Source organism: Xenophilus arseniciresistens, from assembly GCF_028023875.1.
GTDB classification, from domain to species: Bacteria; Pseudomonadota; Gammaproteobacteria; order Burkholderiales; family Burkholderiaceae_C; genus Xenophilus; species Xenophilus arseniciresistens.
Window position 1 is genome coordinate 239,626 of the sequence record NZ_JAQIPB010000002.1, and the last position, 14,583, is coordinate 254,208.

15 protein-coding genes are annotated in these 14,583 nt (G+C 69.2%); 7 read left to right on the forward strand and 8 right to left on the reverse strand.

Annotated features, from left to right (window positions below):
* Positions 1-24: 24 nt before the first annotated feature.
* Together ybaL and phbB are read right to left on the reverse strand one after the other, a co-directional pair.
* Entirely contained in the window at positions 25-1,749 is a 1,725-nt protein-coding gene (gene ybaL / locus PGB34_RS05705) for a YbaL family putative K(+) efflux transporter (protein ID WP_271427103.1), read from the reverse strand.
* 158 nt (positions 1,750-1,907) lie between these two features.
* Positions 1,908-2,645 (reverse strand): acetoacetyl-CoA reductase, encoded by a 738-nt coding sequence (gene phbB / locus PGB34_RS05710; protein ID WP_271427104.1) that lies wholly within the window; start codon positions 2,643-2,645, stop codon positions 1,908-1,910.
* A gap of 278 nt (positions 2,646-2,923) precedes the next feature.
* On the opposite strand from phbB, the gene PGB34_RS05715 reads away from it, so the two are divergent.
* Positions 2,924-3,484 (forward strand): nucleoside 2-deoxyribosyltransferase, encoded by a 561-nt coding sequence (locus PGB34_RS05715; RefSeq protein WP_271427105.1) that lies wholly within the window; start codon positions 2,924-2,926, stop codon positions 3,482-3,484.
* 83 nt (positions 3,485-3,567) lie between these two features.
* Here PGB34_RS05715 and PGB34_RS05720 read toward each other — a convergent pair whose 3' ends face one another.
* Together PGB34_RS05720 and phaC are read right to left on the reverse strand one after the other, a co-directional pair.
* Entirely contained in the window at positions 3,568-4,746 is a 1,179-nt protein-coding gene (locus tag PGB34_RS05720; protein WP_271427106.1) for an acetyl-CoA C-acetyltransferase, read from the reverse strand.
* 69 nt (positions 4,747-4,815) lie between these two features.
* Positions 4,816-6,546: a class I poly(R)-hydroxyalkanoic acid synthase gene (gene phaC / locus PGB34_RS05725; RefSeq protein WP_271427107.1), complete on the reverse strand. Its 1,731-nt coding sequence runs from the start codon at positions 6,544-6,546 to the stop codon at positions 4,816-4,818.
* 113 nt (positions 6,547-6,659) lie between these two features.
* Between phaC and PGB34_RS05730 the strand changes: the two genes are divergently transcribed.
* Complete coding sequence (locus PGB34_RS05730; RefSeq protein ID WP_408647836.1) at positions 6,660-6,971, forward strand: hypothetical protein; 312 nt, start codon at positions 6,660-6,662, stop codon at positions 6,969-6,971.
* On the opposite strand, the gene pgeF is transcribed toward PGB34_RS05730, so the two are convergent.
* Together pgeF and maiA are read right to left on the reverse strand one after the other, a co-directional pair.
* The gene (pgeF, locus tag PGB34_RS05735; protein WP_271427108.1) at positions 6,900-7,715 is read right to left on the reverse strand and encodes a peptidoglycan editing factor PgeF; all 816 of its coding nucleotides are present in this window, start codon (positions 7,713-7,715) and stop codon (positions 6,900-6,902) included. The genes PGB34_RS05730 and pgeF overlap by 72 nt on opposite strands.
* Positions 7,702-8,343 (reverse strand): maleylacetoacetate isomerase, encoded by a 642-nt coding sequence (gene maiA, locus PGB34_RS05740; RefSeq protein WP_271427667.1) that lies wholly within the window; start codon positions 8,341-8,343, stop codon positions 7,702-7,704. The genes pgeF and maiA overlap by 14 nt, the downstream gene beginning before the upstream one ends.
* 142 nt (positions 8,344-8,485) lie before the next feature.
* On the opposite strand from maiA, the gene PGB34_RS05745 reads away from it, so the two are divergent.
* The 5 genes from PGB34_RS05745 to PGB34_RS23070 all read left to right on the forward strand — a co-directional run bounded on the left by PGB34_RS05745 (position 8,486) and on the right by PGB34_RS23070 (position 12,851).
* Entirely contained in the window at positions 8,486-9,187 is a 702-nt protein-coding gene (locus PGB34_RS05745) for a fumarylacetoacetate hydrolase family protein (protein WP_271427109.1), read from the forward strand.
* 26 nt (positions 9,188-9,213) lie between these two features.
* On the forward strand, positions 9,214-9,762 hold the full coding sequence (locus PGB34_RS05750; protein WP_271427110.1) for an NUDIX hydrolase: 549 nt from the start codon (positions 9,214-9,216) through the stop codon (positions 9,760-9,762).
* A gap of 16 nt (positions 9,763-9,778) precedes the next feature.
* Entirely contained in the window at positions 9,779-10,255 is a 477-nt protein-coding gene (locus tag PGB34_RS05755) for a CreA family protein (protein ID WP_271427111.1), read from the forward strand.
* A 30-nt stretch (positions 10,256-10,285) separates the two neighbouring features.
* A complete protein-coding gene (locus PGB34_RS05760; protein WP_271427112.1) occupies positions 10,286-12,076 on the forward strand; it encodes an ABC transporter ATP-binding protein in 1,791 nt (596 codons plus the stop codon).
* A gap of 103 nt (positions 12,077-12,179) precedes the next feature.
* Positions 12,180-12,851 (forward strand): peptidoglycan DD-metalloendopeptidase family protein, encoded by a 672-nt coding sequence (locus PGB34_RS23070; protein WP_333909018.1) that lies wholly within the window; start codon positions 12,180-12,182, stop codon positions 12,849-12,851.
* 28 nt (positions 12,852-12,879) lie between these two features.
* On the opposite strand, the gene rnk is transcribed toward PGB34_RS23070, so the two are convergent.
* Together rnk and ygiD are read right to left on the reverse strand one after the other, a co-directional pair.
* Positions 12,880-13,326, reverse strand: coding sequence for a nucleoside diphosphate kinase regulator (rnk, locus tag PGB34_RS05770; RefSeq protein ID WP_271427113.1), 447 nt, complete (start codon positions 13,324-13,326; stop codon positions 12,880-12,882).
* Between the two features lie 377 nt (positions 13,327-13,703).
* Positions 13,704-14,501 (reverse strand): 4,5-DOPA-extradiol-dioxygenase, encoded by a 798-nt coding sequence (gene ygiD / locus PGB34_RS05775; RefSeq protein WP_271427668.1) that lies wholly within the window; start codon positions 14,499-14,501, stop codon positions 13,704-13,706.
* Between the last annotated feature and the right edge of the window lie 82 nt (positions 14,502-14,583).

Here is a 14,583-nt window from a genome sequence, read left to right on the forward strand (position 1 = left end):
CGGGCCTGGCGCCTGCTGACGTTCTCAGCCCGCCGGCATGGGCGCCGACCCGCGCGGGGTGGCCCGCTGCAGCACGTCGCGCGCCATGGCCTGGGCCAGTTCCTGCTCGCCCAGGAACACGGTGGCCTGGGCTTCCTTGGCCAGCAGTTCGGCTTCGGCTTCGTTGTGGCTGCGCAGCACGATCTCGATCTGCGGGTTCAGGGTGCGCGCGGTCTCGATCATCTGGCGCACGTTCATGGCGTCGGCGATGGCCACCACCAGCACATGGGCGCGCGCGATGTGGGCCTGGATCAACACGGCCGGCTCGGCCGCATCGCCCCACACCGCAGCCGCCCCCTTCTCGCGCAGCCGCTCCACCAGCTCGCGGTTCTGGTCGGCCACCACATAGGGAATGTCGCTGGCGCGCAGCGCACGGGCAATGCGCCGCCCCACCCGGCCGTAGCCCACCAGCACCACCTGACGTGAAAGGTAACGGGCCTCGGTGCTCATGGGCAGCTCGGCCAGGGGGTCTTCCCGCGCCTCCATGCGGCGCGCGAAGGCCGAATGCTTCTGCAGCCAGCCCTGGATGGGCTGGATGCCGCGAAAACACAGCGGGTTGATCGCGATCGAGATCAGCGCGCCGGCCAGCACCAGGCTCTGTGCCTCGGCCGGCAGCAATTGGTACTTCAGGCCCAGTGCGATCAGGATGAAGGAGAACTCGCCGATCTGCGCCAGGCTGGCGCTCACCATGAGTGCCGTGGCCAGCGGGTAGCGAAAGGCCAGCACCAGCGCGCAGGCGGCGAAGGACTTGCCCACCACGATCACCAGCACCACCGCCAGCACCTGCAGGGGCCGCTCGATCAGCACGCTGGGGTCGAACAGCATGCCCACCGAGACGAAGAACAGCACGGCAAAAGCATCGCGCAGCGGCAGCGATTCCTCCGCTGCGCGATGGCTGAACTCCGACTCGCGCATCACCATGCCGGCAAAGAAGGCCCCGAGCGCAAAGGAGACGCCGAACATCGCCGAGGATGCATAGGCGATGCTCACGGCCGTCGCGATCACGCACAGCGTGAACAGCTCGCGCGAGCCGGTCCGCGTGACCTGCCACAGCAGCCATGGGAACAGGCGCCGCCCCACCACCAGCATCAGCAGCACGAAGCCGCCCACCTGCAGCAGCGTGATGCCCAGGGTGCGCCAGACATCGGCCGCACCCACGGGGTCGGCTGGATCGGCCTGCCCGCCGAGCAGCCCGGCCAATGGCGGCAGCAGCACCAGCACCAGCACCATGGCCAGGTCTTCCACCACCAGCCAGCCCACGGCAATGCGGCCCGTATGGGTGTCGAGCATGCCCAGGCTTTCGAGCGCGCGAAGCAGCACCACCGTGCTGGCCACCGACAACGCCAGACCGAAGACCAGGGCCGCGCCCAGCGACCAGCCCCACCACATCGACAGTCCCACGCCCATGAGCGTGGCGGCGGCGATCTGCACGATGGCGCCGGGCAGTGCGATCTTGCGCACGGCCAGCAGGTCGTCGAGCGAGAAATGCAGGCCCACGCCGAACATCAGCAGCATCACGCCGATCTCGGCCAGTTGCGCGGCAATGTCGGGGTCGGCCACAAAGCCCGGCGTGGACGGGCCGATGATCACGCCGGCGAGGAGGTAGCCCACCAGCGCCGGCAGACGCAGGCGGGCTGCAAGGAAGCCCAGGATCAGGGCCATGCCCAGGGCCGCCGCAATGGTGTAGATCAATGAAGCGCCGTGGTGCATGCGGGCATTTTGCAAGAAGCATGCGGGCGCGGGCGGGGCCGGGTCATCTGCGGCATCGGGCGCATCACTGCGCGCCCCAAAAAAAGAACGGCCCGCCGAGGCGGGCCGTGGGCGTGGTCGCGGCGCGCACCCCCAAGGGTGCGGCGCGCCAGCGTCGATCAGTGCATGTGCAGGCCGCCGTTGACCGGGAAGTCTGCGCCGGTGGAGTAGCCGCCTTCGTCCGAAGCCAGCCACGCGATGATGGAGGCGATTTCCTCGGGCTCGCCCAGGCGCTTGACGGGAATGGTGCCCACGATCTTGTCCAGCACTTCCTGGCGGATCGCCTTGACCATGTCGGTGCCGATGTAGCCCGGGCTCACGGTGTTGACCGTCACGCCCTTGGCGGCCAGCTCCTGCGCCAGCGCCATCGTGAAGCCGTGCATGCCCGCCTTGGCCGCCGAGTAGTTGGTCTGGCCGGCCTGGCCCTTGGCGCCGTTGACCGAGCTGATGTTGATGATGCGGCCCCAGCCCTTGTCCACCATGTCGCCCACCACCTGCTTGGTGACGTTGAACATGCTGTTGAGGTTGGTCTCGATCACCGCGTTCCAGTCGTCGGGCGTCATCTTGACGAACATGCGGTCGCGCGTGATGCCGGCGTTGTTGACCAGCACGTCGATGCTGCCGTGTTCGGACTTGGCCTTGCCGAAGGCCTCGACGGTGGATTCCCAGTTGCCCACGTTGCCCACGGACGCATGGAACACAAAGCCCAGTTCCTTCTGTTCAGCGAGCCATTTGGAATAGTCCCGCGTCGGGCCGCAGCCCGCCACCACTGTGAAGCCGTCCTTGAACAGGCGTTGGCAGATGGCGGTACCAATGCCTCCCATGCCTCCGGTAACGTATGCGACTTTTTTGCTCATCTGATTTCCTTGGTTTGGAATTGCACGCCCCGGTTAATGTGCCGGAGCAAGTTCACTTTAGCCACGTTTGCCCTTGTGCCTGGCTCAGGAAAACACCAGGGCTTGTCACAGGGCGCAACGCAGCCAGGAAGGTCGCAAGCAAGGCCCTTGCCCGCACCGACAGCCGCACCCTGAGTCCATGTGCGCGTGGCGCAAAGGCCCTCGCAGCATCGCACGCGCGCATGCAGTTTTGACGACGCCGCCCTTTGGCCCCGAGCCCTGCGCAGACAATGCCGGCAATGCCTCAATCCCATGCCCACCCGCTGGTCTATCTGGCCGGCCCCGACGTTTTCCTGCCCGACAGTGCCCGGGCCTTCGAGGCGCTCAAGGCGGCCTGTGCCCGGCACGGCCTGCAGGGGCTGGAGCCTTCCGACGGCGAGCTGCCCGAAGACTTCGACGGCACCGACGACGAACGCGCGCAGCGCATCTACGAAGGCAACATCCGCCGCATTGCGCGCTGCGATGCCGTGCTGGCCCATGTCTGCGACTTTCGTGGGCTGGAACCCGATTCAGGCACCGTCTTCGAGATCGGCTACGCCGTGGCGCTGGGCAAGCCCGTGGCGACCTATGGCGTGACGGCGGGCAGCTATGCCGACCGCGTGGCGGCCGTGCGCCCCTGCACCCCCGACGCGCAGGGCGTGCTGCGCGAGACGGCCAGCGGCCTCATGGTCGAAGGACTGGGCCAGCGCCTGAACCTCATGCTCACGCGCTCCACCCATCTGGCCGCGACCTTCGACGAGGCGCTGGCGCAGCTCGCGCGGCTGCTGGGGCACGGGCGCGAAGAACAGCGCGCGCCCTGACTGAACCCTTGAAAAGGCAAAAGCCGCGCGATGCGCGGCTTTTGCTTTTTTTCAGGGGGCCTGCTGCAGGCCCCGCGACCGGATCAGCGCTCGATGGCCAGCGCCACGCCCATGCCGCCGCCGATGCACAGGCCGGCCAGGCCCTTCCTGGCGCCGCTGCGCTTCATCTCGTGCAGCAGGGTCACCAGGATGCGGCAGCCCGAGGCGCCGATGGGATGGCCGATGGCAATGGCGCCGCCGTTGACGTTGACCTTGGCCGGGTCCACGCCCAGCAGCTTGTTGACCGCGCAGGCCTGGGCCGCGAAGGCTTCGTTGAGTTCGAACAGGTCCACGTCGCCCACCTTCCAGCCCGCGCGCTGCAGGGCCTTCTGCGACGCCGAGACCGGCCCCAGGCCCATGGTGGCCGGGTCCAGCCCGGTGGTGGCGTAGCTCGCGATGCGCGCCAGCGGCGTCAGGCCCAGGGCCGCGGCCTTCTTGGCCGTCATCACCACCACGGCGGCGGCGCCGTCGTTGATGCCCGAGGCATTGCCGGCCGTGACCGAGCCGGCCTTGTCGAAGGCCGGGCGCAGGCCCGCCAGGGCTTCGGCGCTGGTCTTCTTGTTGATGAACTCGTCGTTCTCGAACACCACCGGATCGCCCTTGCGCTGCGGAATGCTCACGGGCGTGATCTCTTCCTTGAACTTGCCGGCTTCCTGCGCCGCGGCGGCCTTCTGCTGGCTGGCCAGGGCCAGCGCGTCCTGCTGGTCGCGCGTGATGCCTTCCTGCTTGGCCACGTTCTCGGCCGTGATGCCCATGTGGTACTGGTTGTACACGTCCCACAGGCCGTCCACGATCATCGAATCGATCATCTTCCAGTCGCCCATGCGCTGGCCGTCGCGGCTGCCCAGCAGCACGTGCGGGCTGGCGCTCATGTTCTCCTGGCCGCCGGCCACCACGACTTCGCTGTCGCCCGAGAGCACGGCCTGGTGCGCCAGCATCACGGCCTTCAGGCCCGAGCCGCACACGGCGTTGATGGTCAGGCCCGGCACGCCCTTGGGCACACCGGCCTTGAGCAGCGCCTGGCGCGCGGGGTTCTGGCCCGCGCCCGCCGCCAGCACCTGGCCCATGATGACTTCGCCGACCTGGTCGGCGCCCAGCTTGGCGCGCTCCAGCGCAGCCTGGATGGCGATGCTGCCCAGCTCGGTGGCCGGCACCTTGGCCAGCGAGCCGCCGAACTTGCCCACGGCGGTGCGGGCGGCCGAAACGATGACGATGTCTTCCATAGGTCCTCTCTTCTGGATGATTGCTTGAGCGGGTGTTGAAAAAAGATGGCTCGCTGCAGGCCCGGCGCTTCAGGCCTTGGCCTTCACGTAGCGGCCCGGCGCCGGCTCGATGAGCTTGTAGGCCGTGCCCTTGCCGTATGCCTTGGGCGCGGCGATCTGCTTGCCCGCATGCGACTGCAGCCAGGCGTCCCAGTCGGTCCACCAGCTGCCCGGCACCTCCGTCGCGCCCTGCAGCCACTGCGCGTGCGTGGCCGGGAACTTGCCGTCCTCGCGCAGCCAGTGGCTGCGCTTTTTCTTGGCGGGTGGATTGATCACGCCCGCGATGTGCCCCGAGGCGCCCATCACGAAGCGCTTCTTGCCCGTCAGGACCTGGGTCGAGGCATAGGCGCCGCCGATGGGCACGATGTGGTCTTCGCGCGAGCCGTAGATGTAGACGGGCGCCTCGATCTCGCGCAGGTCGATCTTGCGGCCGCAGACCGTCACGCCCTGCGGATCGGCCAGCTTGTCTTCCAGGTAGGTGTTGCGCAGGTACCAGCAGTACATCGGACCCGGCAGGTTGGTGGCGTCGCTGTTCCAGTACAGCAGGTCGAAGGGCGGCGGGGTCTCGCCCTTGAGGTAATTGCCCACCACGTAGTTCCACACCAGGTCGTTGGGGCGCAGGAAGCTGAAGGTGGAGGCCAGATCGGCGCCGGGCATCAGGCCGCCCTGGCCCATCTGCATCTCGCGAAAGCGCACGAAGTTCTCGTCGATGAAGATGTCCAGCACGCCCGTGTCCTCGAAGCGCAGCAGCGTGGTCAGCAGCGTGACCGAGGCCGCCGGCTGCTCGCCGCGTGCAGCCAGCACGGCCAGCGCGGTCGACAAGATGGTGCCGCCCACGCAGAAGCCCAAGGTGTTGATCTGGCCGCCCTTCTTGTCCTGGCCGCTGATCTCGCGCACCACGCGAATGGCTTCGATGGCCGCCTTCTCGATGTAGTCGTCCCAGGTGGTCTGCGCCAGGGACTCGTCGGGGTTGCGCCAGCTCACGACGAAGGTGCGATGGCCCTGCGCCACCGCATGGCGGATCAGCGAGTTCTCGGGCTGCAGGTCAAGGATGTAGAACTTGTTGATGCAGGGCGGCACCAGCAGCAAAGGCCGCTCGTAGACCTTGGCCGTCAGCGGCTTGTATTCGATGAGCTGGAACAGTTCGTTCTCGAACACCACCGCGCCTTCGCTGGTGGCCACGTTGCGGCCCACCTCGAAGGCGCTTTCGTCGGTCATGCTCACATGGCCCTGGCGCATGTCGTGCACCAGGTTCTGCACGCCGCGCGCAATGCTCTCGCCCTTGCTCTCGATGGCCTTCTGCTGGGCCTCGGCGTTGAAGGCCAGGTAATTGCTGGGGGCCGAGGCGGCCATCCATTGCTCCACCGCAAAGCGCAGCCGGGCCTTGGTCTTCTCGTCCGCCTCCACGGCCTCTGCCATCTGCAGCAGCGTGCGGGCATTGAGCAGATAGACGGCCGCGGAGAAGGCGGCCACCGGGTTGCGCGACCATGCTTCGCCGGCAAAGCGCTTGTCGCCGCTGGGTGTGGCCGCAAAGCCCTGCTGCCACAGCGCCATGGCCTGCTCGGTGTACTCGCGCTGCAGTTGCTGCAGCCGGTCGGCCTGGAAGGAGAACTGCGGCAGCGGCGAGAGCTGGCCCCCGCCCCAGGCACCGCCCTGGCCCAGCTCACCCAGAGAAGCCAGCGCCTTTTGCCAACTCTGGCCCAGCGCCTGCTGGAAGGCATCGAACATCGGGTTGGACGCCATCGAATCCTTCTGTGTCATGTTCCGGTCTCCTGTTCCTCGCCCTGGGGATGCCAGTATGCTGCAATTCGGTGTCCGTCCCGAACCAAGCCTGAGCGCGACGCCCTCCCATTGCCCCACACCCCAAGCAAAGCGTGTTCATTTCGACCGTCGTGATCGCCTGGCTCTACGTCGTCGTGATGATGGCGGCGGCCGAAGCCCTGAGCCCGCAGGGCACGGTGCTGGGCGCAGTCTTCACCCTGCTGCTGTACGGCGCGCTGCCGCTGGGCCTGGTGGTCTATGTGATGGCGACGCCGGCCCGCAAGCGCGCGCGCCGCGCGCGGGAAGCCGAGGAGGATGCAGCCCGCGCGGCGGCACGGGCCGCCGCTGCAGGCTCAGACGCGCCAGACCAGCGCCGCGAAGCGCCCGCTGCTGATGCCGTCGCGCCGGAAGGAAAAGAAACGTGAGGGGTTGGCGACGGTGCACCAGCCCTCGCTGCCATCGTTGCCATGGATCTGGCTCAGGCCCAGCGCGCGCAGGCGCTGGCGGGCCAGGGCCGGGAGATCGGCCAGCCACTTGCCCGGCACGGCGCCGGGCCTGAAGCACTGGGCCGCCTCGGCCGCATGGGCCTCGAAGGCCGCCTTCACTTCATCGCCCACTTCAAAGGCCTGCGGGCCGATGCACGGGCCCAGCCAGGCCATCAGTTCGACCGGCCCCTGCGCGCGGGTGACTGGCAGCGGCTCGCTGAAGGATTCGCACAGGCGCTCCAGCACACCGCCGGCCAGGCTGCGCCAGCCGCAATGGGCCGCGCCCACGCGCGTGCCGTCGGCATCGCAGACCAGCACCGGCAGGCAGTCGGCCACCATCACGGCGCAGGCGATGCCCGGCGCCTCGCTGACGCAGGCATCGGCCGTGATGCCGTCGGCGCTGTCCGCGTCCAGCAGGTGCAGGTCGGTGCCATGCACCTGGCGCAGGAAGACCGGCCGGGCGCCCGCCGCCTCGGCCAGCCGCGCCCGGTTGGCCGCGACGTGCTCGGCCAGGTCACCCACATGGTCGCCCAGGTTCAGGCTGGCATAGGAGCCTTCGGACACGCCCCCCGGGCGCGTGGTGCACAGCGCGCGCACGCTGGGCGGCGCGGGCCAGTCGGGCACGATCCAGCCAGCGGCAGCCGCTGTCGGCTGCGGGGCCAGCGGGTCCTCAGGCCTGCGCATCCGGGCATTGCGAGGGCTGCGCACGCTGGAAGGCATCGAGCTTCATGCACGCTTCGAAAGCGGCCATGGTGCGCGGCAGGCCGCTGAAGTCGCAGTCGAAACGCTGGCCGTTGAAGATCTGCGGCACCAGGCAGCAGTCGGCCAGCGTGGGCGTGTTGCCCCAGCAGTAGGTGCTGCCGGCCGGCGACTGCGCCAGCTGGCGCTCGAAGGCCTCGAGGCCCTCGCGCACCCAGTGGCGGTACCAGCGGTTCTTGGCCTCTTCGTCGAGCTTGAGTTCCTTGACCAGGTACTTGAGCACGCGCAGGTTGTTGATGGGGTGGATTTCGCAGGCGATGGACTGGGCCAGCGCACGCACATGGGCGCGGCCGACCGGATCGTGCGGCAGCAGCGCGGGCTCGGGCTGGACCTCGTCGAGGTACTCGATGATGGCCATGGACTGCGACAAGCGCTCGCCCTCGTCTTCCAGCAGCGGCACCAGCCGGTCGGCCGAGAGCTGGGCGAACGGGCCCGTGTGGTGGTCACCGCGCGCAATGTGCACCGGGATGTAGTCGAAGGCCAGGCCCTTCAGATGCAGCGCGATGCGCACGCGGAAGGAGGCCGAGGAGCGGAAGTAGTTGTGCAGCTTCATCGTCATGACCGCGAGCATACGTCCCGCGGCGCGCTCCGGCCCGCCGGCCGCGCCACAACCCTGCGCCGTGCCGTGCCACGCCCGGCCGCGCGCTCTGGCACACTGCCGGCTTCGTCCGCCACCCCCTTTTACAGAGCATCCCATGGCCTCGGAATTCGTCTTTGCCCCGCCCCCCGTCGTGTCCGTGCCGGTCGCCGGCCGCAGCGCCCGTTTTGCGGTGCACCGCATCTACTGCGTGGGCCGCAACTACGAGGAACACGCCAAGGAGATGGGCTTCACCGGCCGCGAGCCGCCCTTCTTCTTCATGAAGCCGGCCGATGCGCTGGTGGTGGTGGACGCGGGCCAGACCGGCACCATGGCCTACCCCACGCTGACCAAGAACCTGCATCACGAGATCGAACTCGTGGTCGCCATCGGCAAGGGCGGCAAGAACATCGCCGCGGCCGACGCGCATCAGCACGTCTTCGGCTATGCCGTGGGCCTGGACATGACGCGCCGCGACCTGCAGGGCGAGATGAAGAAGCAGGGCCGCCCCTGGGACATCGGCAAGGCCTTCGAGCAGAGCGCCCCCATCGGCCCCATCGTGCCCAGGGAAGAAGCCCCGCAGGCCGAGCAGGCCCCGATCTGGCTGCAGGTCAATGGTGCCGACCGCCAGCGCAGCACCGTGGCCCAGCTGATCTGGAACGTGGCCGAGACCATCGAGCACCTCTCGGCCGCCTGGGAGCTGCAGCCCGGCGACCTGATCTACACCGGCACGCCCGAGGGCGTGGGCGCGGTGGTGGCGGGCGACACGCTGGTCGGCCAGGTCGAAGGCCTGCCCGCCCTGCAACTCAAGATCGTCTGACGCGCCCTCACCCGGGCCAGCCCACGATGCTCACGCGCATACCCATCAAGCATTGCAAGAACTGCGGCACGGCCGTTGTCTACCGCGTCCCCGATGACGGCGACACGCGCGAGCGCGCCGTGTGCCCGGCCTGCAGCACGATCCATTACGAGAACCCGCTGAACGTGGTGGGCACGGTGCCGGTGCTCGGCGACAAGGTGCTGCTGTGCAAGCGCAACATCGAGCCGCGCTGGGGCAAGTGGACGCTGCCGGCCGGCTTCATGGAACTGGGAGAGACCACGGCCGAGGGCGCAGCCCGCGAAACCGACGAGGAAGCCGGCGCGCAGTATGAGATCGGCGGGCTGTTCACCGTGATGAACGTGCCGCGCGTGGGGCAGGTGCACCTGTTCTACCACGCGCGCCTGCTCAGCGACGTGTTCGCGCCCGGCCACGAGACCATCGAGGCGCGGCTGTTCGGCGAGGACGAGATCCCCTGGGACGAGATCGCCTTCCGCACCGTGCGCGAGACCCTGGAGCACTACTTTGCCGACCGGCGGCGCGGCCATTTCGGCGTGCACGCCGTGAACATTCTTTGACAGGAGCGCGGCGCCCATGAAACGACGACTGGCGATGCTGGCCGCCCTGGCCGCGGCGGCCTGCAGCAGCGGCTCGGCCGAACCCGTGGGCGAGGTGGACACGGCCTTCAAGTTCATCGGCCCCAACCACAAGATCGTGGTCGAGGCCTATGACGACCCGCAGGTCAACGGCGTGACCTGCTATGTCTCGCGCGCCCGCACGGGCGGCCTGTCAGGTGCGGTGGGGCTGGCCGAGGACAAGGCCGAAGCCTCCATCGCCTGCAGGCAGGTGGGGCCGATCAGCTTCGCGCAGCCGCTGCCCGCGCGCGAGGAGGTCTATGCCGAGCGCCAGTCCATCCTCTTCAAGCGCCTGCGCGTGGTGCGCATGGTCGACAGCAAGCGCAACACGCTGATCTACCTCACCTATTCCGACAAGCTCATCGAAGGCTCGCCGCAGAACGCCGTCACGGCCGTGCCGGTGGACCGCGGCACGCCCATTCCGCGCAAGCCATGAGCGGCTGAGCGCGCCAGAACGCTCTCCCGCATGAGCAACAACAAGGAGAACTCCCCCGGCGGCCCCGTGCGCGAGCTGTACGCCGCGCTGTGGCGGCATGCCCAGGGCATGCGCGGCACGCTGGTGGCGGCCCTGGGCCTGCTGGGCGGCTCGCAGCTGCTTCGCCTGGCCATGCCCTGGTTCGCAGGCCAGGCCATCAACGCGCTGCAGAAGGGCGACATCGGCGGCTCGGGCCGCTGGATCGGCGGCCTGATGGGCGTGTACCTGGTCTCGTGGCTGCTGCATGGCCCCGGCCGCGTGCTCGAGCGCAACGTGGGCGTGCATGTGCGCGAACGCCTGGGCGACCTGCTGTATGCGCGCATCGCCGCCGCGCCGCTGGCCTGGCACAACGCCCACCATTCGGGCGAGCTGCAGCACCGCGTGCACCAGTCCAGCCGCGCGCTGTCGGACTTCGCGCAGAACCAGTTCGTCTATGTGCAAAGCGCGCTGAGCTTCGTCGGCCCGCTGGTGGCGCTGTCGCTGCTGTCCTGGAGCAGCGGCGTGATCGCGATGGTGGGCTACGTGCTGATCGCGATCCTGATCCTGCGCTTCGACCAGGCCCTGATGCGCCTGGCGCGCCAGGAAAACGACGCCGACCGGCGCTACGTGGCCGCCCTGCTCGACTTCGTGGGCAATGCCTCCACCGTCATCGGCCTGCGGCTGCAGTCGGCCTCGCGCGTGCTGCTGGGGCGGCGCATGCAGGCGATCTCGGCGCCGCTCAAGCGGGCCGTGGTGGTCAATGAAGGCAAGTGGTTCGCGGTCGATCTGCTGGGCCTGGGCCTGAGCTGGGTGCTGGTGGTGCTCTACGTGTGGCAGCAGTTGCGCGGCGCCGGGGGCAATGCCCAGGCCGTGCTGCTGGGCACGGTGTTCATGATCTACCAGTACGCGCAGCAGGCGGCCTCGGTGGTGGGCTCGATGGCGGCCAACTTCCAGAGCTTCGCGCGCATGCACACCGACTACGGCAGCGCCGCGCCGCTGTGGGCCGCGCCCGGCGACCCGGCCGCGCTGGTGCCCGCCGTGGACCGTTCTGCACCCTGGCAGACGCTGGCGCTGCAGGACCTGCAATGGGGCCACGGCGATGGCGGGCGCGGCGGGCTGCATGCGCTTTCGCTCACCTTGCAGCGCGGCTCGCGCGTGGCCCTGGTCGGACCAAGCGGCGGCGGCAAGAGCACCTTGCTGCGCGCGCTGGCGGGCCTGTACACGCCGCAGCAGGGCCAGTTGATGCTCGACGGCCAGCCACAGGACTGGTCGGCCCTGCGCCGCCTGGCCACCTTGATCCCGCAGGAGGCCGAGGTCTTCGAGGCCAGCGTGCGCGAGAACCTGGGCTTTGGCGAGCCGCATGAAGACGGCGCGCTGCAGGCCGCATCTGCGGTCAGCGCTTTTGACGAAGTGCTGGCGCGCCTGCCGCAGGGCCTGGACACGCCCCTGACCGAGCGCGGCCTGAACCTCTCGGGCGGCCAGCGGCAGCGCCTGGCGCTGGCGCGCGGGGTGCTTGCCGCGCAGGGCAGCTCGCTGCTGCTTTTGGACGAGCCCACCAGCGCGCTGGATCCGGCCACCGAGGCCCGCGTGCTCGCCCGCATGGACGCGGCCTTCGGGCAGGCCTGCATCGTGGCCTCCATCCACCGGCTGAGCCTGCTCGCGCGCTTCGACACGGTGGTGATCCTGGAGGCCGGGCGCATCGTCGATGCCGGCCCGCGCGATGCGGTGCTGGCGCGCCAGGCGCACATGCTCGGCGGGGCGGGCGAAGCGCAGCAGCAACAAGCGCAACAGTCTCCCCATTGAAGCAACAAGCGATTTCGTCCTGCCGGCGGCATCGCAACAATAGGCTACAAGCGGCTGTCCCCGGGCACCGAACCTTTGCCTCCGCCCGCGCTCCAACGCCTCCATGCCTCCTTCGCCCTCTTCCCTCCCGCCTTCTTCTTCCCGCGCTCTGAAGACGCGCCCCGCAGCCGCTGGCAGCACCCTCGACGACGCGCCGCGCCGGCACTGGCTGGCCCGCGGCGCCGGCCTGGCCGGGGCCGTGCTGCTGGCCGCCTGCGGCACGCCGGGCAGCGCGCCCGCACCGGCGCCCTCGCCTGCACCCGAACGCCCTTCGCCGCGCAGCCGGCCCGCAACACCACCGGCGCCGGCCGCGCCCTCTTCCAAGCGGCCGGCGCGGCCCAGCATTCCCGCCCCCTCGCCCGCCGACTCGCGTTTTGCCTGGCCCGTGCTGGGCCCGGTGCTGGACGATTTCGACGGCAACCAGAACAAGGGCGTCGACATCGGTGGGCGCATGGGCGATTCGATCCTGGCCAGCGCCGACGGCGTGGTGGTCTTCGTGGGCAGCGAGCTGCGCGGCTACGGCCAGTTGCTCATCCTCAAGCACGACGAGACCTTCATCTCGGCCTATGCCCATGTCAGCCGCATCCTGGTCAAGGAAAAGGACGAGGTGCGCAAGGGCCAGAAGATCGCCGAGATGGGCGACAGCGGCACCGATCGCGTGAAGCTGCATTTCGAGATCCGCCGCCAGGGCGAAGCCGTCGATCCGCAACCCTACCTGGAAGGCCGGGCGCGCTGACGCGCTCAGCGCCAGGCGCCCGAGCGCCCTATCGCAGGAAGTCGCCCGCTGCCTCGGGCTGGTAGAGCAGCGCCTGCACCAGCGCCTGGCGCGCGGCGCCGCCGGGCGGCGTCCACTGCACCGTGCGGCCCACCTGGGCACCCAGCAGGCTCGCGCCCACGGGCGACAGCACCGACACCTTGCCTTGCGAGGCCTGCGCCTGCTCGGGGTAGCACAAGGTCAGCTCCTGCGGCCGGGCACCGCCGGCATCGGCCAGCAGCACGCGCGAGTTCATGGTCACGATGTCGGCCGCGATCTCGCGCGGGTCCACCACTTCGCTCATGTCCAGCATCTCGCTCAGCACTTCGCCGGGGTCGTCCTGGCTGTCCAGCAGGCGGCTCAGGCGCGCATGGTCCAGCTGGGTCAGCGTGCGTTCGCGCACGGGCTGGGGTGCCGCGGCGAGGGTTGAAGAAGAAGAAGAAGAAGAAAAGTTCATCGAACGGTCTCCTGAAAAAGCGAAAAAAGAAAAAAGCTGCGCGCACGCCCGCGTGGCCCTGTGGAGGCCCGGCGATCAGGGAGTGCGCTGCGAAAAGAAAGGAAGGAGAAGGACCGCCGGGCTCAGGAGCTGCGATGAAGGCCGGCGTGTCCGATCAGACCGGGGGTGTTCGCAGCTTGGCCGGCGAGTGCGGGCAAGAGGCCGAGCATCCGCGCGCCTGCGGCCATGCGCGGGCTGCGCAGGGCAAGGGCAACGGGACGGATCAAGGCCGCGGACATGCGGACCAGTCTATAGGCCCATGCGCGCGAGGCTGTCGCATGGCCCCACGTTCTCTGCCAGATTGGCCGCGCGCCGATGCGGCAAGCCTCTTGTCTGAGTTAGCCCCAGGCCACCGAACGCATGGAGATGGAAGCCGACTGGAAGTCGGCGTTGAAGAAGCGCGGCGCTTCGCCGGGTTGCACGGCCGCGGCGGCATAGAGCAGCGGCAGGTAGTGCTCGTGCGTGGGATGGGCCGCGCGCGCCAGGTTGCCCAGGCGCTGGAAGTCGCGCAGTGCGTCCAGCCGGCCCTGCGCCAGCTGGTCGGCGACCAGGCGGTCGAACTCGATGGCCCAGTCATAGGCCTCGTGCGGCGCCGAGCCGCGCCGCGTCACGCGCAGGTTGTGCACGAGGTTGCCGCTGCCCACGATCAGCACGCCGCGCTCGCGCAGCGGTGCCAGTTGGCGTGCCAGCAACCAGTGATCAGCAGGCGCTCGGCTGTAGTCCATGCTGAGCTGGATCAGCGGAATATCGGCCTGCGGAAACATGGGCTTGAGCACCGACCAGGTGCCGTGGTCATAGCCCCATTCGCTGGCATCCACGCCCAGCTTGTTGCCGCTCAAGGGCTCGCGCAGCGTGGTGGCCAGGCCGTTCGCCACGGCGGGCGCGCCCGGCGCCGGGTACTGCTGGTCGAACAGCTCCTGAGGAAAGCCGCCGAAGTCATGGATGGTGGGCGGCCTGGCCTGACCCGTGAGGAACCAGCCGCCGCGCGTGAGCCAGTGCGCCGAGATGCACAGGATCAGCTGCGGCCGCGGATAGCGCTGGCCGAACTCTGCGCCCAGCGCCTGCCAGCTGCGCCTGTAGGCGTTGTCGCCAATCGCGTTCATCGGGCTGCCATGGCCCAGGAAGAGCACCGGCATGCGCGGCGATTTGCGCAGGCCGCCGAAGGCTTCGGCCGCCAGCACATCCGCGCCCAGGCCCAGCGCGGGCGCCAGCAGCGAG